The organism is Paenibacillus sp. SRL342 (assembly GCF_984798905.1).
Window position 1 is genome coordinate 6,177,745 of the sequence record NZ_OZ481790.1, and the last position, 26,079, is coordinate 6,203,823.

The 26,079-nt window shown below is 53.6% G+C and carries 4 protein-coding genes; all 4 read right to left on the bottom strand.

All coding sequences use genetic code 11. From position 1 onward, the window contains the following. Positions 1-35: 35 nt before the first annotated feature. On the bottom strand, positions 36-19,025 hold the full coding sequence (locus AC4E8D_RS27270) for a non-ribosomal peptide synthase/polyketide synthase (protein WP_490205414.1): 18,990 nt from the start codon (positions 19,023-19,025) through the stop codon (positions 36-38). A gap of 85 nt (positions 19,026-19,110) precedes the next feature. Next, entirely contained in the window at positions 19,111-20,844 is a 1,734-nt protein-coding gene (locus tag AC4E8D_RS27275) for an ABC transporter ATP-binding protein (RefSeq protein ID WP_221820585.1), read from the bottom strand. Beyond that, a complete protein-coding gene (locus AC4E8D_RS27280; protein WP_221820583.1) occupies positions 20,841-22,667 on the bottom strand; it encodes an ABC transporter ATP-binding protein in 1,827 nt (608 codons plus the stop codon). Before AC4E8D_RS27280 ends, AC4E8D_RS27275 begins: the two co-directional genes overlap by 4 nt. After that, the gene (locus tag AC4E8D_RS27285) at positions 22,657-25,965 is read right to left on the bottom strand and encodes a non-ribosomal peptide synthetase (protein WP_221820581.1); all 3,309 of its coding nucleotides are present in this window, start codon (positions 25,963-25,965) and stop codon (positions 22,657-22,659) included. Before AC4E8D_RS27285 ends, AC4E8D_RS27280 begins: the two co-directional genes overlap by 11 nt. Between the last annotated feature and the right edge of the window lie 114 nt (positions 25,966-26,079).

Consider the following 26,079-nt stretch of genomic DNA (forward strand, 5'->3'; position numbering starts at 1 on the left):
TAAATGATCCATTTTCACCCAAGCCGGGTAAGGGATTAGAAAATAATATCAATAACCTCTAGCTCATCTTGCTCCTGTTCAGTTTGGCCATTCAGGGAAATATCCTTTAACATTACCGAAGGCTGTTCGGCAATTTGGTTGATGATCACGAGCAGGTCTTGAGCGAAATTGTCGATCAGATTGCGCGTAAACAACTTCGTCGCATATTCAAACTGCCCGTTCATTCCCTCATCCAAGAGCGAAATGACCAAGGTAAGGTCAAATTGGGAAACCGCATGCGTTTCCGGATAAGATTCGATCTGGATTTCCCCGAAGCTTTGAACGTTATCTTCCTTCGTTTCCAGTGTAAACATGACATCGAATACAGGATTGCGACTTTGATCGCGCGGCACCTGCAGCTTTTTCACAAGTTCTTCAAACGGATAATCCTGGTGGTCGTAGGCCCCCAGCATCGTTTCTTTGACTTCGTTCAAGTAAGCGAGGAACGTCTTCTCCCCGGATGGATAATGACGAATCGCCAACGTGTTGACAAACATTCCGATGAGCGGCTCCAGGTCGGCATGTGTGCGGCCCGAAACCGGTGTGCCTACAATGAAGTCTTCTTGTCCCGAGTACTTGCTGAGCAGGATTGAATAGGCCGCCGATAACACCATATATAGGGTAGCACCATTCTCATCGGCAATGCGTTGCAAGCTGTCGGTCATCTGCTTGTCGATACTGAAAGGCAGCACATCTCCCTCAAAGCTGCGAGTGGCAGGTCTGACAAAGTCCGTAGGCAACTCAAGCGTTGGCAGTTCACCTTCCAGCATGTCCAGCCAGTAGGCTTCCTGGTGTTTCAGCCGTTCTTTTACAGGTTCGGACTGCTGCCAAGCGGCGAATTCCTTGTATTGAATCCGAAGCGGTTTCAGCGTTTCACCGTTATACAGGCGCAGCAGTTCTTCGATGAAGATACCCATCGACATGCCATCCGTGACGATATGATGGATGTCCAGCATAAGCAGATGACGTTCCGCTTCCCATTCAACTAAGCCCACACGCAGCAGCGGCGGCCGCTCCAAATCAAAGACACGTACAAAGGCATCCGCAATGCTTTTCGTTTCACTTTCCGTCGCTTTTGTATACTCGATGGCAAACTCCAAGTCCGAATAAACCCGTTGTACCGGTTCGCCGTCAACCATTTCGAAGCCAGTTCGCAAAACTTCATGACGAGCGATTAATCCTTGGAGCGCCGCCTCGAATTGATTCCGCTCCAAGCGCCCGACGAGAACCGTCATGCCGGACATATTGTAGCTAAGCTCGGCGCCTTCCATCTGCTGCTGGATGTACAGCCGTTTTTGCACGGAGGAAAGCGGATAATACTCCCTTTTATCCAGAACCGGAATGGAGAGGAATTCCTGCTGCTCCAATCGGCTAATCACTTCAGCCATCGCTTCAATAGTCGAGTACCGGAATACATCGCGCAGCGGCAGGTCCACGTGCAGCTCTTTGTGCACCTTGCTGACCAGCGTTGTCGCCCGCAGCGAGTGACCACCGAGGTCGAAGAAGTTGTCCGTCACACCAATCGTAACTGACCCGAGCACGTCCTGCCAGATAGAGACCAGTTTCGCCTCCAGATCGGTGCGCGGCGCCACGTATTCGCGCCCTGCACTTACTCCCTCTTCCGGTGCTGGCAGAGCTTTCCGGTCGATTTTCCCGTTTGGTGTCAGAGGTAAATGCTCCAGCTCCACGAAGTACGACGGGATCATGTAACCCGGCAGCTCGCTGGAGATTGCTCGTTTCAGGTCGGCCGCCGTCAGTTCGATATCCGTTGTGTAGTAGGCGCACAGCGCCTTTTGCCCATTCTCATCACTTCGAACCAGCACCACCGCTTCGCGTATACCTACCACCCGCAACAGCTGTGACTCGATCTCACCCGTCTCTATCCGGTACCCCCGGATTTTCGCCTGATTGTCGATCCGCCCGCTGAAGTCCACGTTGCCGTCCTCCATCCACCGCGCCAAATCTCCCGTGCGATACAACCGCTCACCCGCGTTGAAGGGACTGTATACAAACTTCTCTTCCGTCAGCTCTGGACGGTTCAAGTATCCGCGCGCCACACCGACTCCGCCGATAACCAATTCGCCCAGCACCCCGACCGGCACCGGGTTAAGATGTGCGTCCACGATGTAGAACTTCGCATTTAACCACGCTTTGCCAATCGGCACATGGCCTGTCTGCGGCAGTTTCTCCAACTCCTCGTCATAGAAACTGGAGTCGATTGCCGCTTCCGTTACGCCGTAAGCGTTAATAATGCGGAATGACGGGCCGAACCGTTCCTGCAAGGTACGGTAATCTGCCACACTGCAGCTGTCCGAGCTAGTGATCAACAGCTCCATACCGCTCAACTCCAACCCCTGCTCATGCACGTACTCCATAAACGGCACGATCAGTGCTGGTGTTGATTCAAAGATTGACACTTGCTCCCGCTCTATCCAGTAATGCAGACGAGACGGATCGATCCGGTCGTCCTTCGGTACAATGACCATGGTACCGCCGTTGTACAGTGTCCGCGCAATGTCACCCACGAACACGTCAAACGAGAAGCTTGCGAGCTGCAACAGACGCACCGGGAACTGATCCAACCTGTATTCCCGTCGGTAGCCTGCTGCCGTGTTCACCAGGCTGCGGTGCTCGATCATTACACCCTTTGGCTTACCCGTCGTTCCCGACGTGTAGATCACATACGCCAAATCCTCCGGGCAAGCTTCATGGAAGCTGTCTATACCGACAATATCAACATCATTTGGATGACTCTCGCCACCACCGTTCACAGCACCCGTCAGCTTGCTGGAGACAGGATTCGGAGCATTCCTGGAGCCTTGGCCGAAGTCCATTGGTACATTCGCTCGGTCTTCGCTGTACGACGCTTCATCGTCGAGATACAGCACCGTCGCCAGTGCCAGTTCCTCTTCGCTGAGCCAGGATTCGGCACGCTCTCGCAGCGGCGTTTGCGCCAGCAGCACCTTCGCTCCGCTGTCTTCCAGCATGAACCGCACACGGTCCGCCGGATAATCCGGGTCAAGCGGTATATACGCCCCTCCCGCTTTCCAGACGGCCATCACAGCCACCAGCAGGTCCACCGAACGCTCGGCGAGAATGCCAACGATGGTCTCCCGACCAATGCCGCTTCCACGCAGCGTAGTCGCCAAGCGATTCGCCCGCTCGTTCAGCTCCGCATATGTAAGCCGATCGTTCTCGTAGACGACGGCTACCGCTTCCGGCGTGTGTTCCGCCTGTTCCTCGAACAGTCGATGGAACGCTGCCACAGGAGCCACTTCCGGCTGCGCCGGGTTAAACGCGCGTACAAGTTCTTCTTTTTCCGCCGCCGTCAAAATATCCAACTCGGAAATCGTCGCTGACGGGTTGCAGAGAATGGATTCAAGCAACTGCAAGTAGTGGGCAGCCAACTTCTCCACCGTTTCGGTTTTATATAGAGCCGTGGCGTATTCAAACAGATATTCCAAGCCGTCCTCAATCTCCGTAACGTCCAAGCTGAGATCGAATTTGGACACAATTTCTTCGCTGGCATACGTCGACAAATGCAGTCCCGGAAGCTGGATTTCCACATTTTCTGTATTCTGCAAAGCAAACATCGTATCAAACAGCGGATTACGGCTTAAATCACGAGTCACGTTTACCTTATCCACCAGTTCCTCAAACGGATAATTCTGATGTTCAAAAGCCCCCAGCGTTGTCTCCTTGATTTCCTTCAAGTAGTCAAGGAACGTCTTACCAGCAGCCGGGTAACTGCGGATGGCCAATGTATTAACGAACATCCCGATCAGCGGTTGAACGTCGCTGTGATTTCTGCCCGCAATCGGCGTACCAACCACCACATCTTCCTGACCTGAATATTTATGCAGAAGCACGTTATACGCCGCAAGCAGAACCATGTAAAGCGTTGCGCCGTTTTCAGCTGCAAGCCGTTTCAGACCTTCGCTTTTCTCAATATTCATAAACAATTGCAGCGTACGGCCCTCGTAGCTCTGCATAGCCGGGCGCGGATAGTCCGTTGGCATTTCCAGAACTGGCAGTTCTCCGCTGAACATGTCAATCCAGTAGGCTTCCTGCTTGGCAAGCTGCGTTTTCTGCTCGTCCGATTGCTGCCATACTGCATAATCTTTGTACTGAATGCGGAGTGGCTTGAGCGACTCCCCGCTGTACAAGTGCACGAACTCTTCGATCAGTACGTCCATTGAAACGCCGTCCGATACGATATGATGTGTATCGAACATCAGTATATGCCGGCCTGGCGCGAGTTCGGCAATGCCCACCCGCAGAAGTGGTGGCTTCGCTAGATCAAACGCACGAACGAATTGGCGCACCGTTTCTTCCGCCTGTTCCCCGCTGATCTGCACGTATTCCACCTGGAAGGTGACTTCTTCGTAAATCCGCTGAACCGCTTCGCCTTCAACCATCTCAAAGCCGGTACGTAGCGTTTCATGACGAGATACGAGCCCGCGGAACGCTTCTTCAAACCGGTGCCGGTCGAGCTGCCCTTCGAGCAGCATAGCTCCCGGTATATTGTAGCTCAGCTCGCCTCCTTCCAGCTGGTTCAAGATATAGAGACGTTTCTGCGCAGAAGAGAGTGGATAGTACTCGCTAGGTTCCGCAGCCGGAATAGCCGTAAACGAACCGATCTCCAAACGCTCCATAGCCACAGCCATTTCCTCAACTGTCGAGTAGCGGAATACGTCGCGAAGCGGGAATTGGGCGCCCAGCTCCTTATGCATTTTGCTGACAAGTGTTGTCGCCCGCAATGAGTGTCCTCCGAGGTCGAAGAAGTTGTCCGTTACGCCTACCGCCTTCTCCCGAACAAGCACTTCCTGCCAAATGGCGGCCAGTTTTGCCTCCAGTTCGGTGCGCGGCGCCACGTATTCGCGGCCTCCCCCTTCCGGCGCTGGCAGCGCCTTCCGGTCAATTTTCCCATTCGGCGTTAGAGGCAATTGCTTCAGTTCGACGAAATACGACGGAATCATGTATCCCGGTAGCTCACTGGAGATCGCCTGTTTCAAATCTGCCGCCGTCAAGCCTTCTTCCACTGTATAATAAGCGCACAACGCTTTCTGCCCCTCTTGATCTTCCCTGACAACAACGACCGCTTCCTTCACGCCACCTACACTCAGCAGCTCTGCTTCGACTTCGCCCGTCTCGATCCGGTACCCCCGGATTTTCGCCTGATTGTCGATCCGGCCGATGAAGTCCACGTTGCCGTCCTCCATCCACCTCGCCAAATCTCCCGTGCGATACAACCGATCACCCGCGGTGAAAGGACTGTCTACAAACTTCTCTTCCGTCAGCTCTGGACGGTTCAAGTACCCGCGCGCCACACCGACTCCGCCGATAACCAATTCGCCCAGCACCCCGACTGGAACAGGATTCAGATGTGCATCCACGATGTAGAACTTCGCATTCAACCACGCTTTGCCAATCGGCACATGCCCTGTCTGAGGAAGTCTCGACAACTCCTCGTCATAGAAACTGGAGTCGATTGCTGCTTCCGTTACGCCGTAAGCGTTAATGATGCGGAATGACGGACCAAACCGTTCCTGCAAGGTACGGTAATCTGCCACGCTGCAGCTGTCCGAGCTTGTGATCAGCAGCTCCATCCCGCTCAACTCCAGCCCTTGCTCGTGCACGTATTCCATAAACGGTACGATCAGCGCCGGCGTTGATTCAAAGATCGTCACTTGCTCCCGCTCTATCCAGTAGTGCAGACGAGATGGATCGATCCGGTCGTCCTTCGGTACAATGACCATGCTGCCTCCGTTATACAACGTCCGCGCGATATCACCCACGAACACGTCAAACGAGAAGCTAGCGAGTTGCAGTAGCCGCACCGGGAACTGATCCAACCGGTATTCCCGTCGGTAACCCGCTGCCGTGTTCACCAAGCTTCGGTGCTCGATCATCACGCCTTTTGGCTTGCCCGTCGTTCCCGATGTATAGATGACGTACGCCAGATCCTCCGGACGGGCTTCATGGAAGCTGTCCATACCGACAACATCAACATCATTTGGATGACTCTCGTCACCACCGTTCACAGCCCCCATTAGCTTGCCGGGGTCTATACCGGAAACCGTACCAGTGCCCATCGGGGCATTTGCCCGAACTTCGCTGTATGACGTTTCGTCATCGAGATACAGCACCGTCTCCAGTGCTAGTTCCTCTTCGCCGAGCCAGGCTTCGGCACGCTCTCGCAGCGGCGTTTGCGTCAGCAGCACCTTCGCTCCGCTGTCTTCCAGCATGAACCGCACGCGGTCCGCCGGATAATCCGGGTCAAGCGGTACATAAGCCCCTCCCGCTTTCCAGACGGCCATCACGGCCACCAGCAAATCGACCGAACGCTCGGCGAGAATGCCAACGATGGTCTCCCGACCGATGCCGCTTGCACGCAGCGTTGCCGACAGGCGGTTCGCCCGCTCATTCAACTCCGCATACGTCAGCCGATCGTTCTCGTAGACAACGGCTTCCTCTTCCGGTGTACGTTCCGCCTGTTCCTCGAACAGGCGATGGAAGGCGGCTACAGAAGCCACTTCCGGCTGCACCGGATTAAACTCGCCGACAATTTCTTCTTTTTCCGCCGCCGTCAGAAGCTCTAACTCATGTACACGAACATTCGGGTTAGCCGCAACCTGCTCCAATGCACGGGCAAAATGACCGTGGATCTGCCTGATGTCTTGCTCTCTGAACGTCAGTGCATTGTACGTAAACCGCAGCAAAATGTGCTCTTCCGGAATGACGGTAATGTCCAGATCATAGTTCGTTTGTTCTGGCGATTGGATATTAGCGATTTTCAGCGCATCTTGGCCTCCGCCGACAACTTGCTCTATCTGTTCTTCCATCGGATAATTTTCAAAGACCATAATATGGTTGATCAAGTCACGCTTTTGCTCGCTCAGCGACTGAATTTCGAACAGCGGGAACGTTTCGTAAGCTCCCGATGCCAGCGCTTGATCTTGGGTTTTTCTCAAAATATCGGCTACCGTCTCCTCGGCTTTACCTTGAATACGGACCGGAATCGTATTAATAAACAGGCCAATCATGCTTTCGATGCCCGGAATCTCCGCCGGACGACCGGATACAACGGAGCCGAACACAACATCCTCGCTGTTGTTGTATATCTGTAAGACCAGTCCCCATACAGTCTGCATAAACGTGTTGAGTGTCACCTGTTGCTGGCGCGCCACACGCTCAATTTGCTCAGTCAGTCCCTTGCTGAGTTCCACATCGATTTCAGCCATTTCAAAAGCATGCTGTTTCAGCTGCGTTCTCTCCTGCGGCAGCCTGGTCTGCTGATCGTAACCCGCCAAATACTCCGACCAGTAACCCGAAGCTTTTGCTACATCTTGAGCTTCCAGCCATTCGATATACCGGGAGTACGAGGTAACCGGAGGAAGCTCTATCGTTCGCTTCTCCTGAAACGCAAAGTAAGTGTCGAACACTTCCTTGATCATGAAGGACATGCACCAGCCATCCATCAAAATGTGATGATGACTCCAGATCACATGGTAGGCCTCGTCGCCTGTGCGCAAAACGGTCACACGCATAAGAGAGTCTTGAGCCAAATCAAACTTGTTCGCTTTATCCGCGCTGACAAAATCGGCTATCGTTTTCTCCGGGTGTTCATCTCTTGCCGAGCGAATATCTTCAAAGTACACTTCACATTTCCGCTCGCGGAATACCACTTGAATCGGCTCGTCTCTCCAGCCGGTAATAAAGTTGGTCCGCAGCGCCTCATTCCGCTGCACCAGCGTATCCAATCCTCGGGTGAAGGCTTCCACATTCAGGCTTCCGTACAGATCGAAGGTCACCTGTTCAAAGTAAGCTTCCGAATCGGCATCCAGCAAGCTGTGGAACAACATCCCTTTTTGCAGCGGAGTCAGGGTGTATACATTCTCCAGTTCGCCGAGTGCCGCCGTATGTTCGGATAGCTGCTCCAGTTCCTCCACCGTCACATCTTGAAGCAGTACGTCACTAGGCGTAAGCTCTGTCCGCTCTTTCGATACGCAATGGCTGATGACCTCACGCAAACTCGATTGAAGCAGGGAGCCCAAGCGCTCAACCGTCTCCCGTTGATACTGGGTTTCTCCATAACGGATCGTGAGTTCCAACACGCCTTCCGACACCATACCGTTGATATCGAGGACATAATCCATCACAGCATTCGGGCTTGAATCGGAGCCCGGACTGAACCGAGACGGCTGCGAGCCACTGCTTTCGTAATCCTGGTCGAACTGGCCCAGATAGTTAAAACTGATCTCCGGCTCCAAAACAAAGCTCTCTCCGGCACGCGGCGCCGACAAATAACGCAGGATGCCATAGCCGATCCCTTTGTTCGGAATGCGGCGCAAGTTTTCTTTCACCTGTTTCACCTGATGACCGAGTGCCTGAGCTTGACCTGGCTCCAGAACAACAGGGAATTGGCTTGTAAACCAGCCTACCGTACGCGTAATGTCCACATCTGGCAAAAGTTCTTCCCGGCCGTGGCCTTCGAGATTCACCAGCACGCGTTCCTGACCACTCCAAGCTTGTACTGAGAGGCCCAGCGCAGCAAGCAGCAAATCGTTCATTTCCGTATGGTAAGCACGGTGAGCCTGCTTAAGTAATTGTTCGGTTTCGTCCACTGTCCATCGAACGGTTACGAGCCCGCTGTCCTTCAGCTTGGATCTGCCTTGTTCATAATCTTTTGGAAGCGGCTCATAGGCCAATTGCTCGATATACTGCCAATACGCTCTCTCGCTTTCCATCGCGGGCCCGTTCGCATAATCAGCGAGCTGTTTCGCCCACATTTGGAATGAATCCGTTTTGAGCGGCAGACGGATCAGCTGCCCTTGCAGCGCCTGCTCATAGGCGGCAGCAAAGTCCTCAAGCAGAATCCGCCAGGATACGCCGTCTACGACCAAGTGATGGATCGCGATGAGCAGATGGTCGCCATCGTCGCAGCGGAACAAACCAAGCTTCACCAGCGGACCGTTTTCCAGATCGATGCTTGCTTGAATGTCATTTGCCTTAACCTCTACCGCTTCTTTCACGTCACGGACTGCCTTGAAATCGACAACTTCCAGATCGAACAGCACTTCATTCTCCCCAGCGCCTCGATTCCAAGCGTTATAACCACTCTCGGTTTGACGATAAACCGTACGAAGAGCATCGTGATGCACGATAAGCTGACGCACTGCTTGACGTAAAGCTTTTTCATCAAAGCCTTGCTTGGAGAACTGCATGAACGCCTGATTACTGTGATGTACATCGGCCGAATTTTGTTCTAAGAACCAGCGCTGAATCGGAGTCAGGATAACCTCTCCCGTCACTTCGGCCTGGCTTGCCGTTCTCTCCGCTGTTTGCAACCGCAAACTAAGGGCGGAAATTGTCGGGTAATGGAACAAATCTTTCATGACCAGCTTGTACCCCGTTTGCAAAAGACGAGAAGATACCTGTAAAGCTTTAATTGAATCCCCACCAAGCGCAAAGAAATTATCCATGGTGCCAACCTGATCCACGCCTAACACTGACTGCCAGACCAACGCGAGTGCTTTCTCGGCAGGAGTACGCGGCGCGGTGTATGCAGCCTCGGCACGAATGCTTCCTTCCGGCACAGGCAACGCTTTACGGTCGATCTTGCCGTTCGGTGTAAGCGGCAGTTGATCCAGACGCATGATTCGCGAAGGCACCATATGAGAAGGCAGTACGGCGTCCAGATGGGCCACAAGCCCTTCCAGATCGAAGCTGGAATCCACTACGACATACCCGCACAGATATTTCTGCCCCCGCTCGTCCGTCCGGTCGATCACAAGCGCTTGACGCACCTCGGCAACATTTTTCATGGCCGCTTCAATCTCACCAAGCTCGATCCGATAACCGCGAATTTTCACCTGATTGTCGATTCGGCCGATGAAATCTACGTTGCCGTCCGGCATCCAGCGTGCCAGATCACCCGTCCGGTACAACCGCTCCCCAGCGGTGAACGGGCTATCTACGAATTTCTCCGCCGTTAAATCCGGGCGGTTCAAGTAACCGCGGGCCACACCCGCTCCGCCGATAACCAGCTCGCCTTGCACCCCGATCGGCACCGGCTTCAGATCTGTATCCACGATGTAGAATCTGGCGTTCAGCCACGCTTTCCCGATTGGCACGCTGCCCGTCTTCGGCAGCTTCTCCAGAGGCTCATCATAGAAGCTGGAGTCAATCGCCGCTTCTGTTACGCCGTAGCTGTTAATAATACGGAACTGCGAGCCAAAGCGCTCCTGCAAGGTGCGGTAATCCGCTACACTGCACGCATCCGAGCTTGTGATCAGCAACTGCATCGAGCTGAGGTCCAGACCCTCGGCATACACATGCTCCATGAACGGCACGACCAGCGCAGGAGTTGATTCGAACACCGTCACGGCGTAGTCGCGAATCCAGCCATAGAGGCGGGTTGGATCAATCCGGTCTTCCTTCGGCACGATGACCATAGTGCCGCCGTTGTACAGCGTCCGTGCAATGTCACCAACGAACACGTCAAACGAGAAACTGGCAAGTTGCAGCAGCCGGATCGGGAACTGATCCAGACGGTAGTCCCGCTGGTAGCCCGCCGCCGTGTTCACCAAGCTGCGGTGTTCCACTGCCACGCCCTTCGGACGGCCCGTTGTACCGGAGGTGTAGATGACGTATGCCAGATCGCCCGGCTTGTTCACATTTGCCGGATTGGATGCGAGATCCGCCGCTTGTGTGCTCTGCTCAGCTTCTGCCGTGGCAGATGTTTCGGCAGAAGCCGTTGCCAATTGCGCCAAAACCTCCGCCTCTGCGTCCGCTTCGCCCAAAGCTTGTACGCCTACAGCCGTTTCCACCGTGCCTAGGCTGTACGCCGAGGCGTCATCAAGTGCAATCACCGTTTGCAGCGTTAAAGCTCCGTCGCTGCGCCAAGCTTCCACCTGCTCCAACAGGCAGGTCTGCGTAAGCAATACCGATGCCCCGCTGTCCGCGAGCATATATTCGATCCGCTCCGCTGGATAATCGGGGTCAAGCGGTACATAAGCGCCGCCAGCTTTCCATACGGCGAATACCCCGATCAACAGCTCGGCCGAACGGCCGGCCAGAATGCCGACCACCTGTTCCGGCTTCACCCCGCGTGCCCGCAGTACATACGCCAGACGATTTGCTTTGGCGTTCAGCTCCGCATATGTCAGCTTGCTGTCTTCATATACAACCGCCAGCGCTCCCGGAGTGCGTTCCGCCTGCTCCTCGAACAGCTCGTGGAACGTTCTCTCTCTCCACGACTCATCTGCTTCCAAACCTGTACCTTCTGCGGCGTATTGCTTCGCAAGAGCCGAAGAAGACACGTCAAACCCGACCAATAAATTATCCTTTTCGCTGTCCGTCAATATATCCAAATCCGAAATCCGCGCACCCGGCTGAGCCAGGATCGACGCCAAAAGCTGCTCGTAATGACCCGCCAGCCGCACCATCGTGTTCTGTCTAAACAACGAGGTAGCGTACTCGATCTTGCAAACCAACTCGTTACCCTCTTCCACGATATCCAAGCTAAGATCAAACTTTGCCGTCTTTTCCTCGATGTCAAACAGTGACCATTGCAAGCCTTCAAGAGTTAAATCCAGGCTTTCGTGCTTTTGCAATGAAAACATGGTGTCAAACAGCGGATTTCGGCTTAAATCCCGGCTCACCTGAAGAGCTTCTACCAGCTCCTCAAACGGATAGTCCTGGTGCTCGTAGGCTCCAAGCGTCCTTTCCTTCACTTCCTGCAAGTAATCCATGAACGTCCGCTCTGCCGTCGGACCCAAGCGAAGGGCCAGCGTATTGACAAACATACCGATAATCGGCTGCACGTCGGCGTGAGAACGAGCGGCAATCGGAGTACCAACTACTATATCTTCCTGTCCCGCGTATTTATGAAGCAATACGGAGTACGCAGCCAGCAGAAGCATGTACAACGTTGCCCCCGAATCGCTGGCAAGCTGTTTGAGAGCTTCGCCTTTCTCCGCATCAAGCGTAAACGTGAGCGTTTGACCGTCAAACTGCTGAACGGCTGGACGGGAGTAGTCAAGAGGCAGCTCAAGAACCGGAAGCTCGGAGCTGAACACCCCGTGCCAGTATTCCTCCTGTCGTTTGATGCGTTGACGCTGTTCCTCGGATTGCTGCCAAACGGCGTAATCCTTGTATTGAATCCGCAGCTCCGGCAATTCTTCACCATTGTACAGGCGCACGAATTCGCGCAGCAGCACATCCATGGAAAGGCCGTCGGAAGCAATGTGATGCATATCCAGCGCGAGCAGGAATTTTTCTTTCTCCAATTCGATCAGCAGGGCGCGCAGTAAAGGCGGCTGGGTCAAGTCAAAAGGCTGGATGAAGCCTTCAAGAATGGCTGCAACCTGATCTTCGCTTGCTTGAATCTTCTCGACCTTGAAAGCGACGAGCGGATGAATACGCTGAACCGGCTCCCCATTCATGATTTCAAAACCGGTGCGCAGCATATCGTGCCGGGCCATCAAAGTAGTCAGCACATCTTCTACTTTGGCCTCGTTCAAAGCCCCTTCCAATTGCAAGGCGCTTGGGAGGTTATAATTCAGCTCCAAGCTATCCAGCTGGTGCAGGACATACAGCCTTTTTTGTGCAGAGGAAACCGGATAGTACGCTTTCTCTTCCGCTTTTGGAATTGAGCTGTGCTCTGATTCATCCAAGCTGGCAATAGCACCGGCCATCGACTCTACCGTCATATAGCGGAACACATCGCGCAGCGGAAGTTCAACGTTCATTTCCTTCCGAATCTTGCTGACAAGGTTTGTCGCCCGCAAGGAATGCCCTCCCAGTTCGAAGAAATTGTCCAAGACTCCAATGCCGGAGTAACCCAGCACTTCCTCCCAGATTTCCACAAGCCGGGACTCCGTAAGGTTACGCGGCGCTACGTATTCGACGCCCGTTTGCAAACCGCCTTGCGGCTCCGGCAATGCTTTGCGGTCCACTTTGCCGTTGGACGTCAGCGGCATGCGTTCCAGCTGCACGAAGTACGACGGGATCATGTATCCCGGCATTCCCTGGGCCAGCGAGGTTCTCATTTCGCTAACCGTCAGCGTCCGGTCCGCCACAAAGTAGGCAACAAGCGCCTTCTCGCCCCCGCTGTCCTGACGGGCGAGCACCACCGCTTCTTCCACACCCTCCACGTTCAGAAGCTGCGTTTCAATTTCGTCCAGCTCGATCCGGTACCCGCGGATTTTGACCTGATGGTCGATCCGGCCGAGGTATTCAATGTTGCCGTCCGGCAGCCAGGCCGCCAAGTCGCCTGAGCGATACAGTTTCTCCCCCTCCGCAAACGGAGAATCAACGAACTTTTCCGCCGTCAAATCCGGTCGATTCAGGTATCCTCTTGCCAGGCCTTCCCCGGCTACGTACATTTCGCCTGCTACGCCCATCGGAACAGGACGACGGTTTTCATCCAGAACATACACGCTCAGCGTTGGGATCGGCCTGCCGATATTACTTTTCGCCGCCTCCATCTCCATCCATGTGATTTCCTTATACGTCACGTGAACCGTCGTTTCGGTAATACCGTACATATTGATCAGCTTTGTCTCCGGGTACTTCGTCTTAAAACCCTTGAGCAACAGCGGGCTGAGCGCTTCGCCGCCGAAGATGATGTTGCGAATCCGCAGATCGTACGGATGGTCCGCTAAAACCTCACGCAGCAGTTGGTAGAAATATGTTGGCGTCTGGTTCAAAATCGTGACCCGTTCGCGGCTCAGCAGTGCCAGGAACTCAGCCGGATTTTTCGCTGTAAGCGGCGGTACGATAACCAGCTTGCCTCCGTACAGCAGCGCTCCGTACATCTCCCAGACGGAGAAGTCGAAGCAGAACGAGTGGAACAACGTCCACGTATCAGACGGCCCAAAGTCGAACAGGTTCTTGTCGTTGAACAAAAGGCGCACGACGTTTTTATGCTCGATCAACGTGCCTTTTGGTTTGCCGGTCGTTCCCGATGTGTAGATGACATAAGCCAAGTTACCCGGCCCGGAAATCGGCTCCAGATTCGAAGCGTCCTGCTCACCAGCTGATTCCGCCCCGTTGTCGCCCCAAACGAAATCGTCCAATTCAAGGCGCGTTCCTACGAAGTCGGTCTTCTCATGCAAGTGCTTTTGAATCAGCAATAACGGTGCGCCCGAATCCTCAATCATGAAGCGGATGCGTTCCTCCGGGTAGTCGGGATCAACAGGCACGTAGGCTCCGCCCGCTTTGAGAATCGCCAGAATGCCGACGACCATATCAAGCGAACGTTCGGCCAGAATCGCTACCAGCTGGTCCGCTTCGACTCCCGTCTCCCGCAGCTTGCGCGCAAGCCGGTTGGACCGCTCGTTCAATTCGTGGTAGGACAACTGCCGCTCATTCATGACAGCGGCCACGTTATCCGGGTATAGCTTCGCCTGCTCTTCGAACAAGCCATGAATCGTCTGCTGCCGCGGGTAGTCTGCCTCCGAATCATTAAAACCGTGCACCAGTTCACGGATTTCCTGCTCCGTTAGCATTTCCAGCGAAGCAATATCCCCTTCCGGCGCTGTTGCGATAGTTTCGAGTAGCTTGTCATAATGTCTGGCGAACCGCTCCGCGGTCTCCTGTTTATACAAAGCCGTAGCGTACTCCAATCGGCATTCGAGCTGACCATCCAGCTCCGAAATGTCCAGAAGCAACTCGAACTTGGACGTTCGGTTTTCCAACGGATAAAACGATTGCTCCAGCCCCTCGATGACAATTTGCTCATTCTCCGTATTTTGCAGGGAGAAGAACGTATCAAAGAGCGGATTCCGGCCGGTCGCGCGTGGAATGTGAAGACTTTCCACCAAATCTTCGAACAAATAGTTTTGGTGTTCAAAAGCCCCGAGTGTGATTTCCTTCATTTCTTCCAGGTATTTAAGGTACGACTTGGAACGCTCCGGATGGCTGCGAATGGCAAGCGTGTTGATAAACATACCTACGATTGGCTGTATTTCTTCCTGCGTTCTTCCGGCAATCGGCGTTCCCACAATCAGATCTTCCTGACCCGAATATTTATGCATAAGGATCGAGTAAGCAGACAACAGCACCATGTACAGGGTTGTGCCCGTCCGTGCGGCCAGTTCTTTCAGCTTCTCCGTCCGTTCTTTCCCAATATCAAACTTCACGGTCCGGCCGTCAAAACTTTGCACCGCAGGCCGCGGAAAGTCCGTCGGCAGTTCCAATACAGGCAGCTCGCCCGACAGCTGTTCCAGCCAGTACTCCTTCTGTGGCTGGATCAACTGCCCGTAGGCTTCGGAATGCTGCCAAACAGCATAATCTTTGTATTGAATACGCAACGGAGCCAGCTCCTCACCCCGATACAGGCGGCTGAACTCGTCGAAAAGCAACGCTGTCGAGATGCCATCCGAGACGATATGGTGCATATCGAACAGCAGAATGTGGCGATCCTCGCCGACTTCGATCAGGCCGATGCGCAGAAGTGGCGGCTTGGTCAGATCAAACGGGTGATAATATGCTTCCACCACTTGGTCCACTTCTCGCTCGCTCACCTGGAAATAATCTACAGAAAACTCCACCTCGTCATAGATGCGCTGCACAAGCTCGCCTTGAACCTGCTCGATCCCGGTACGCAGCGTCTCATGGCGCTGAATAAGTGCCCGGAACGCGTACTCTACGCGCGTGCGGTCCAGCTTGCCTTCGAGAAGAAGCGCCGCCGACATATTGTAGCTACGCTCGGCCGCGTCAAGCTGGCGCAGGACGTACAGACGCTTTTGCTCGGATGAAACCGGATAGTACTCGGCCTCTGCCGCCTTTGTAATCTCATACGTCTCCTGCTGCTTTAAACCGCTAATTCTTTGAGCAAGTTGTTCGATCGTGGTGTAGCGGAAAACGTCCCGCAGCGGAACCTCGACTTGCAGCTCTTTTCGAATCTTGGAAACAAGCGCGGAGGCTCGCAAGGAATGACCACCAAGGTCAAAGAAATCGTCATGGACTCCAACTCGCGCAATACCCAGCACCTGCTGCCAAATAAGTGCAAGTCTTGTTTCCAGCGTTGTACGAGGAGCCACATACTCACGGCCCACTTCTACCTCTTCGGTCGGTTCAGGCAGCGCTTTACGGTCAACTTTTCCATTCGGTGTGAGCGGAAGCTGATCAAGAGACACCAGCCGTGCCGGAACCATATGCGCAGGTAGCTCTTGTTTCAATTGGGACAACAGATCGCTCAGCTGCACGGAAGCATCCCCCGCCACGTAACCGCACAAATACTTTTGCCCCTGCTCATCCGTACGGTCAGTCACCACAGCCTGCTTGACACCCGGGAAACTGAGCAGGGCCGATTCAATTTCGCCGAGTTCGATCCGGAACCCGCGAATTTTCACCTGATAGTCGATTCGGCCGATGAAGTCAACGTTACCGTCTTCCAGCCAGCGGGCCAAATCTCCTGTCCGATACAGACGTTCGCCAGGCACAAACGGGCTGTCTGCAAACTTCTCGGTGGTTAGGTCCGGACGGTTCCAATACCCGCGCGCCACCCCGGCGCCGCCGATGACAAGTTCACCCGGAATCCCTACAGGAACCGGCTTTAACCCGGCATCGACAATGTAAAACCGGGCGTTCAACCAGGCTTTGCCAATCGGCACATGACCCAACGATGGCAGCTTGTCCAGCGGCTCATCGTAAAAGCTGCTGTCAATGGCCGCTTCGGTAACGCCGTAGCTGTTGATGATGCGGAATTGTCCGCCGAATCTTTCCTGCAGCAATCGATAATCGGTGACACTGCAAGCATCCGAGCTGGTAATCAGCAACTGCATGGAGCTGACGTCCAGCCCTTCTTCATAAATATGCTGCATGAACGGCAGGATGAGCGCAGGTGTCGATTCAAATACCGTAATGTTTTGCTCCCGAATCCAGCCGTATAAACGGTTCGGATCAATCCGGTCATCCTTTGGCACAATTACCATTGTTCCTCCGTTATACAGCGTCCGCGCGATGTCTCCAACGAACACGTCAAACGAAAAGCTTGCCAGTTGCAGCAACCGCACCGGGAACTGATCCAACCGGTACTCGCGGCGGTACGCATCTGCCGTATTCATGAGACTACCATGCTCGATCATGACGCCTTTTGGGCGTCCCGTCGTACCCGAGGTGTAAATCACATAAGCCAAGTCTTGCGGGGCAATGTCAGCAGATTCATATTCCACTGCTGAGGTATCCCCGTTATACATCTGTTCATCATCCATGGCATAGACAGCTTGAAGCTTCAGCCGGTCATCGTCCAACCAACCTCCGGCCCCCTCCAACAGATGACGCTGCGTAAGCAGCACCGATGCTTCGCTATCGCTGAGCATGAACTCAATCCGCTCCGCCGGATAATCGGGGTCCAGCGGTACATAAGCTCCGCCGGCTTTCCATACGGCGAGCACACCGACCAGCAGTTCCACCGAGCGCTCCGCCCAGATCCCCGTAATTGTCTCCCTTCCCACGCCCTGTTCACGAAGGAGCGAAGCCAGCCGCTCGGCGCGTTCGTTCAATTCGCCGTAGGTCAACTTTTTGTCCATGTAAACAACTGCCGGGTGATCCGGAATGTCTCGGGCAAACTTTTCAACATACCGATGAAACGCTATTCCCTCGCTCAGTGCTGCCACCGGCGGGTTAAACACGTCCAGAATACGGTGTCTCTCCTCATCGCTCAGTAGAGAAATCTCGCGTACCCGCAGTTCGGGAGTCTCAAGAAACTGGTCCAAAACAGTTACATACTGTTCCATAATGCGATCAATTTCGGCCGTCTCGAACAGGCCCGTACGATAGGAAGCATGGAGAATGACATGGCCTTCATTCAGCATATGGTCAAAGCGAAGCAGTAGATCGTCCATCTCGTGCCTGGCAAAGTGAGCCTCCAGACGTACCTTGATTTCTTCGTACTCCACGATTTTCAAAGGCAGATATTCCAGAGACGTGCGGAACAACTCCGAAAGATCGTTGCGACCGTGTTGTTCACGTAAATCCTGGATCAATTGGTTATAAGGATATTTCTGATGCCGCAGATCCGCCGTATTTTCCTTGGAAACCGTTTGGATCAAGGAGAGCACGGACCCATCTGGATTCAGACTAATCCGCGTAGCCACGGTGCTGACGAACATACCGATCGTTTCTTTTTCCTTCTTGCTGGTGCGATTGGCAAATACCGTGCCGACCGGCACATCGGTGCTGTCGGTCAGCTTATACAATAAGGCGTACATGGCGGACAAAAATAACGTATATAAACTGACCTGATATTGTTCGCTAAAAGCCAAAATGCGGTCATACCGGGAACCATCCAACGTGATGGAACGTTTATTCGATTCGCTGCCAATCGAGAATGGCGGAGCCGATTTAATGCCGCTCGTTTCAGGCAAAGTATTGTACTTGGTCAGCCAATATTCCTTGCCTTTTTGATAACGCTGCGATTGCTCATATTCGTGCTCAGTTGAAATATAATCCAGATAGGAAGGAGCTTGGTAACTGCTGAGGATGCCTTTGCGCAGTTCCAGGTATTTTTCCATCACCGCATGCAGCAAAGCAGTGACGGACAAGCCATCGGCAATGATATGATTTACAGTCAAATTAAGCCATACTTGGCCGTTCGCAAAATGGATCATCGTAAATTGATAGAGGTGTTCGTCGAACACACTGGCCGGTTTTTCGGTTACTTCTTTCACCCAGGCATAGAATTGTTCGGTTGTACCTATTTCAAGGTGGCTTATCTGGGCTTGGACATTCTCCGGCTCTTCGAACCACTGCGTTGGATTTTGCAAATCCCCGCTAATACGGATTTGGAAAGCGTCATAGGTTTTGACAATCTCTGCGGCCGCTTGCTCCAGCAGCTTGGTGTCGATCTCGCCCGTAATTTGGTAGGTCGCGGAAAGCATCGTGATGGATGTGCCCGGATTCATAATTTCCATGAACCATATCCGGCGCTGGGCTTGCGTTAATCCATATTGCTTGTTCGTATTCTCTCTCACATCGACACACTCCCGTATTAGAGATTGTTTGTAGATAGGCTTTGTATTTAGATATCAGCAGGAAGCCGCCCGCCGTAAAACGGGTCTAGCCGTACAGCCGCGCGTAATACCCTCCGAGCGCCAGCAGGTCCTGATGACGGCCCCGTTCCACGACCGTTCCTTGGTTCATGACCGTAATCAAATCCGCATGTTCCACCGTGCTGAGACGATGCGCAATCAGAATGGTGGTGCGCCCCTTCATCAATACGTTCAGAGCTTGCTGTACCCAATGCTGGGATTCGTTATCCAATGCAGAAGTCGCTTCGTCCAGCAGCAGAATCGGGGCGTTTTTGAGAATCGCCCGGGCGATCGCAATTCGCTGCCTTTGTCCGCCTGACAACGACGCTCCTCTCTCCCCCACCGGCGTTTTATACTGTTCAGGAAGTTCCTGAATGAAATGGTGAGCGTATGCCGCTTTGGCCGCTTCAACCACTTCTTCATCCGTTGCATCCGGATTTCCATAGCGGATGTTTTCCTCAATCGTGCCGGTAAACAAAAACGGCTCCTGCGGAACGTATGCAATCTGCCTGCGGATTTCGTCCAGTGTGTAATGGCCAAACGGTTTGCCTTGGAGCAGGATATCTCCGCTGTCCACAGGATAAAAGCCGAGCAGCAGCTTGATCAACGTACTTTTACCGCTGCCGCTAGCTCCCACGATCGCAGCGACCTGACCAGGAAACACCTGCATCGACATGTCGACAAGTACCTTTTTATCCGCCTGATAGGAAAATTCCACATCGCGAAACTCCACCGCAGCCTCCGATACAAGCTCGCTGTGAGAAGATCCCAGACGCTCCGGTTCCTCTTCCTCACTTAGTACCTCTTGAATCCGGTGAGCGCCCGCGAGCGAATTCTGGGTCATCGACAGAACCATCCCCAAGTTCAACAAGGCGTGCGTCAGATTCACTTGCAAAACAGCCAGAGCGGCGACACTTCCCATTCCCATCAATCCGTAGGCATAAAGAAGACTGCCGATGACGATGATTCCGCAAAACGTGACGTAACTGATAAAATGGTTTACCGCAGCCTGCATACCGTTCTTCTTCGCCGTTTGCCGAAGCGTTTGCGTCATTTGTTCGTTCAACGCCTCGTACTGGCCGTAAATCGTGCGGATGCGGAACAGCTTCACAATTTGAATGCCGCCCATAAAATCTTTGAATTTTTCGGTCATTTTACCGAGCGTTTGCAAGCCTTGTTCGGACAAGCCACGGATATCCCGTGCAAATTTCAGGCTGACCAGAGAGGACAGCAGCAGAATGACGAAAGAAACGCCGGCAAACCGCCAATCGATCACCACCATGGAGACAATGGAGCCGATGCAAAAGACAACTTGAAGCAGCAGAACGAAGTAAACCTGCGAGAATGTAAACTCAACGGTCGTTACGTCGTTGTTCACCCGCGACAGCAAGTCCCCATGGTGCGTCTGCTCCAGGAATTTCGGCCGCACCCGGCACAGCTTGTCATAAAGACGTTTGCGGATATTCAGCACAGTCAGCTCGACACTGCGCTGGTATAAGTAAATGAACCAGGGAGAGATTATATTTTCCAGGAACAGGGCCGCGCCCAAAATAATAAAGGCTTCCACCATCAGGGACGTATCTCGGGACACGGCGAAATCAACCAAGTTATGTACGACCAAGCTGAAGGCGATCAGAAACAATGTCTGGGTGAGCGCCGTTACAGCAAGGCCAATCGCGTACTGGGTTTTGCGCTTGCGGTTCATAAACGTCAGCAAGTAGCCGAGTTCTTTCACTTGCGAGAGCCTTCCGCCCTTTTTCATGTGTACGACACCTCCCTGCGTTCGGCAGACTCGGTAAATTCCTGGTAGTACGACTGGGCGTACAGTCCCTTCCTCTCGAGCAATTGTTCATGAGTGCCTTTTTCGACAATATTTCCTTCTTCCATAACCCAGATTTCATCGGCGTTTTGCACCGTAGAAAGCCGGTGGGCAATAACCATGGTCGTTCTCTGCTTCATTAATACGTCCAGCGCTTCCTGAACCGCGCTTTCCGACTCCGGATCAAGAGCCGATGTGGGCTCATCCAGCAACAGAACGGGAGCATCTTTCAGAAAAGCCCGGGCCATTGCAATGCGCTGGCGTTGCCCACCGGACAAAAAGCCGCCGCGCTCTCCGATATACGTCTGGTAGCCGCCCTCAAGCTCCATAATGAAAGAATGAGCCTGAGCGGCTTTGGCGGCTTCGATAATGTCGTCCATCGACGCTTCTTCCCGCCCATAGCCGATATTTTCGGCGATCGTACCGCTAAACAAATATGAATCTTGGGTTACCACGGAAAAATGAGACCGAAGCTGCTCTGGATCAGCGCCGCGGATCAGGCTTCCGAACACACGGATCTCGCCCTGATCCTCCGGAAGCGGATAAAAGCCGCATACCAGCTTAAACACCGTACTCTTCCCTCCGCCGCTCGCTCCAACAAGTGCAATCGTCTTGCCTTCCGGCACCGAGAAGTTAATATTCCGCAGAATCAGGGAATTCTCTTCATACCCGAAGGTTACGTTCTGAAACTGGATGGGGGCGGCGCTCGCTTTTGGAAGCAAACGGCCATTTTCCGTTTCAGTCGGTTGCTCGACGATTTCGGAGACCCTTCTCAGAGCACCGCTCATTTCGAACGTGCGCGTGATGAGCTCAGGAATATGCTCCAGCGGCTCCAGACACAGATTAAGCAAGTACAGGAAGGCGATCAGTTCTCCCGCGCCTAGCTGCCCGTTGTAGATCAAATAACTTCCGTAACTGACGGCGAAAATGATCGGGCTGATCATCAACGTAGAAAGCAGCGGATTGACCCAGGCTTCCCGCTTTTTCACGGCCAGCTTTTTTTGAGCGGTCAATTGCAGCAGCACTTGGTAGGATCGAGATAACATACCAGATAGCAGATAGCTTTTCACAATAGGTATCCCTCCAAGCGTATCCTGGAGGTTGACGTTCATACGGCCCATGTTCGCCTGGGCTTCCTCCGTCAACTGTTCCAACTGCTTGCCGATCCATTGGGAAACCAGCAGTGCTACGGGAAATAACAGCAGGCTGTACAGCATCAGCTCCCATTGGAGATACATCAAATAAGCGAAACAGCCGATAAATAATAGCGGATGATAAAACCACTGGGCGAGGTCCCGAATCATAAATTGCTGGATGAGCTGCAGATCGTTGTTGATCCGCGACAACACGTCGCCGGAGTGCTGTTTTTCCAAATAGGGGACCGGGAGTTTGCCGATATGACGCATGACATGGTTGCGGATATCCTGCACCGCAGAGGCACTGCTTCGCTCCACACCAAAGCTCATGAAAAACTTCGCCGGCACACCGATCAAGATGACCGCAAAGACCGTGTACACGATCTGCAGAACGACGGGCCCCGCCCCATTCTCGGCCTGTGTGGTCAGCTGCTCGACCAAACGTCCCGTCCATATCTCAATAACCGCGGCGGCTATTGCAGATAAGATACCGACGATCATCCAGCCTTTGTGAGGGCTCACATAGGACATCAGCCAGCGGAACGCTTTCCAGGTATCATAAGCGGTTCGGCGCTTGGAAGGCTCCGCTATGCGTTGTTCTTGAACAGACGTCTGCCGATCAGCTCCCATGCAGAACCCCGACCTCTGTTTCGATCTGCCGCTGGATCTGCACTAAGATGTCACAGATGACAACGGCCGTTTCGTCCACGCGCGCGAGTTCCAGTAATTCCTCGTGTGCACCCTCCAGCCGGTAATCGGCGTAAGCTTGCATCGTTGCCCTCTGCCAGGACGGCAACTGGTGCTTCAGGCGGAATGCTTCGCTGTCCTTCGCAATCAGTTCGTAAATCCGGGCAGTTATCGTGCCTGAATTAATAAGCTGCGCTTCGTACGTCAAGGTGGCTTTGATCTTCCGATGAACACGCTCCCGCACGAGCGGATTGCTCATTAATTCCTTCTCTTCTTCGTCGAAATCCGCAAGCATTTCTTCAAGCTCTTTCTCAGACGTTTCATAAGGCGTGAGTGTGTCCTTAATCCACGAGTCCACCATGAGCACGTCCGTTACGACATACCCTCTTCTTTCCATCGTTTTGGCTACCTCGAACGTCAGGTTGCCTCCGAAGCAGTAACCGAGCAGCACGTAAGGTCCTTCCGGCTGGATGCGAATAATCTCATCCACATAATGGTTCAGCATGGCCTCGTAATCGATAACATCGTCGATAAAATCAATGCCGTAAAGCAAGAACCGGCCATCTAGCCTGCTTGCAAGCTCTCGGTAACCGATGCCGAAGCCGCTGCCTGGAGGGAAGCAGAACACGTTCAGATCCCCTGTTTTATTCAGCTTAATGAAGGAGTCTCCCCCTTTATCCAGACCCAGATCCTCCTCTCCAAAAGCCATGGCTTCAACGGTTACACTATGGAATTGGCGATTCAGCGGTATCTCGATGCCCGTTTCATCGTAAACGGCTTGAACGAGCCTCATCAGACTTAACGAATTGCCGCCCAGCTCAAAAAAGTTATCCTTTACGCCGACCTGAGGAATGCCAAGTGTATCCTGCCAGACACGGGCGATCTTCAACTCGAGCAGCGTTCTCGGCGCAACATATTCCGCTCCTCTGGCCGCAGCTTCCTCCGGCACTGGCAGCGCTTTGCGGTCGATTTTTCCGTTCGCGGTCAGCGGCATCTGCGAAAGCTGCACAAGATTCGCAGGAATCATATACCCCGGAAGTTGCTTGGCGAGCTGCTCCTTGAGTTCATTCGCCGCCAGCTTTGTTTCCGCGACGTAATAAGCAACAAGTTGCTTATTGCCGTTCGCGTCGTCCTGGGCGAGTACCACCGCTTCTTCCACGCCCCGGACGTTCAGAAGCTGCGTCTCAATTTCGTCCAGCTCGATCCGGTACCCGCGGACTTTGACCTGGTGGTCGATTCGGCCGAGGTATTCAATGTTGCCGTCCGGTAGCCAGGTCGCCAAGTCACCCGAACGGTACAGTTTCTCCCCCTCCGCAAACGGGGAATCAACGAACTTCTCCGCCGTCAGATCCGGACGGTTCAGGTATCCTCTCGCGAGCCCTTCCCCGGCCACATACATTTCCCCCGCAACGCCGATCGGCACTGGGCGGCGGTTTTCATCCAGGACATACACCCTCAGTGTTGGGATTGGCTTGCCAATATTGCTCTTCGCCGCCTCCATTTCGACCCACGTAATTTCCTTATACGTCACGTGAACCGTCGTTTCGGTAATGCCGTACATATTGATTAACTTTGTCTCCGGGTACTTCGTCTTGAAGCCCTTGAGCAAAAGCGGACTGAGCGCTTCGCCGCCGAAAATGACGTTGCGAATCCGCAAATCGTACGGATGATCCGCCAAGAGCTTACGCAGCAGCTGATAGAAGTACGTTGGCGTCTGGTTCAAAATCGTGACCTGTTCGCGGCCCAGCAGCGCCAGGAAATCGGCCGGATTTTTCGCCGTGAGCGGCGGTACGATGACCAGCTTACCTCCATACAGCAGCGCTCCATACATTTCCCAGACGGAGAAATCGAAGCAGAACGAGTGGAACAGCGTCCACGTGTCGAACCGCCCGAAATCGAACAAGTTCTTGTCGTTGAACAGGAGGCGCACAACGTTTTTATGCTCAATCAACGTGCCTTTGGGTCTGCCGGTCGTTCCCGACGTGTAGATGACATATGCCAGGTTCCCCGGACCGGAAATTGGCTCCAGATTCGAAGCATCCAGCGCACCCTCCAAGTCCGCCCCGCTGTCGCTCCAAACGAAATCATCTATTTCAAGGCGTATTCCTGCGAAGTCGGTCTTCTCATGCAGATGCTTTTGAATCAGCAATAACGGTGCACCCGAATCCTCGATCATGAAGCGGATGCGCTCCTCTGGATAGTCGGGATCGACAGGCACGTAGGCTCCACCCGCTTTGAGAATCGCCAGTATGCCGACAACCATATCGAGCGAGCGTTCGGCCAGAATCGCTACCAGCTGGTCCGCTTCAACTCCCGTGTTCCTCAGCTTGCGCGCAAGCCGGTTGGATCGCTCGTTCAGCTCGCGGTAGGTCAGCTGCCGTTCGTTCATGACAACGGCCACGTTGTCCGGGTATAGCTCCGCCTGTTCTTCAAACAAACCGTGAATCGTTTTCCCCCGCTCGAACCCGGTTTCGGTGTCATTAAATCGTTTCAGCAATGTCTCCCTCTCGTCCGGGGAAAGCACATCGGCTTGTCCAAGCTCCAGATCCGGCTGAAATACAAGCACAGACAGGAGCCCAACAAGATGGTCGGCCGCCTGTTCCACAAATGCGCGTTCGTATCGATTCCGGTCAAAGCTTATTTCCAGCTGAATAGAGTCGTTTTGGTGGTCGAATCGAAAAACCGTATCTGCCGCCACTCGGTTACCCAGCGGTTCAGGATGAATCGGGACGAAGGATGCAACGGTGTTGACGACCGGAAGACCCTCCCCTGTATAGTCCAGATGGAGCGGCTCCACCATTTTCCGAAAAGGCAGATGCTGATGCTCCAGCGCCTCGCCGATGGAGGTTTTGATGCCCCCGAGCAGCGTTTTCAGTGTAGTCTGGCTGCTTACGGACGTTTTGATCACCAGGATGTCATGCGGCGGCTGAGTCACGTCTGGGTCCCCGCTATAAGAAGGCATGCCGACCAGTACTTGATCCTGCCCGGTATATTTGAACAGCAAACTTTTTACTCCTGCCAAAACAATCATGTACAAAGCCAGATCCGAACCATTAGCGAGGCGAATAATTCTCTCCGAGAGCTCACTCGGCAGGGTACGGTGAAGCAAAACCGGCTCTGCCGCAGCTTCGCCGCCCGCAGATAATTTGGAGGATTGACTGTAGGGAAGGAAGCTCAGACTGTCATCGTCGTCAAACTTGCTGCTCCAGTACCGTTCTTCCTTTTCAAATAATGATTTCATTCGTACCTCCCCTAAAAATGAAGTGACCGCATGCCCCGGCGCAGATCCGAAAAAATCTGCTTTCGGCCTGCGCGTTTACGGGCTTGATTTACGGAGTTGCAAGTTGTTCGCCGT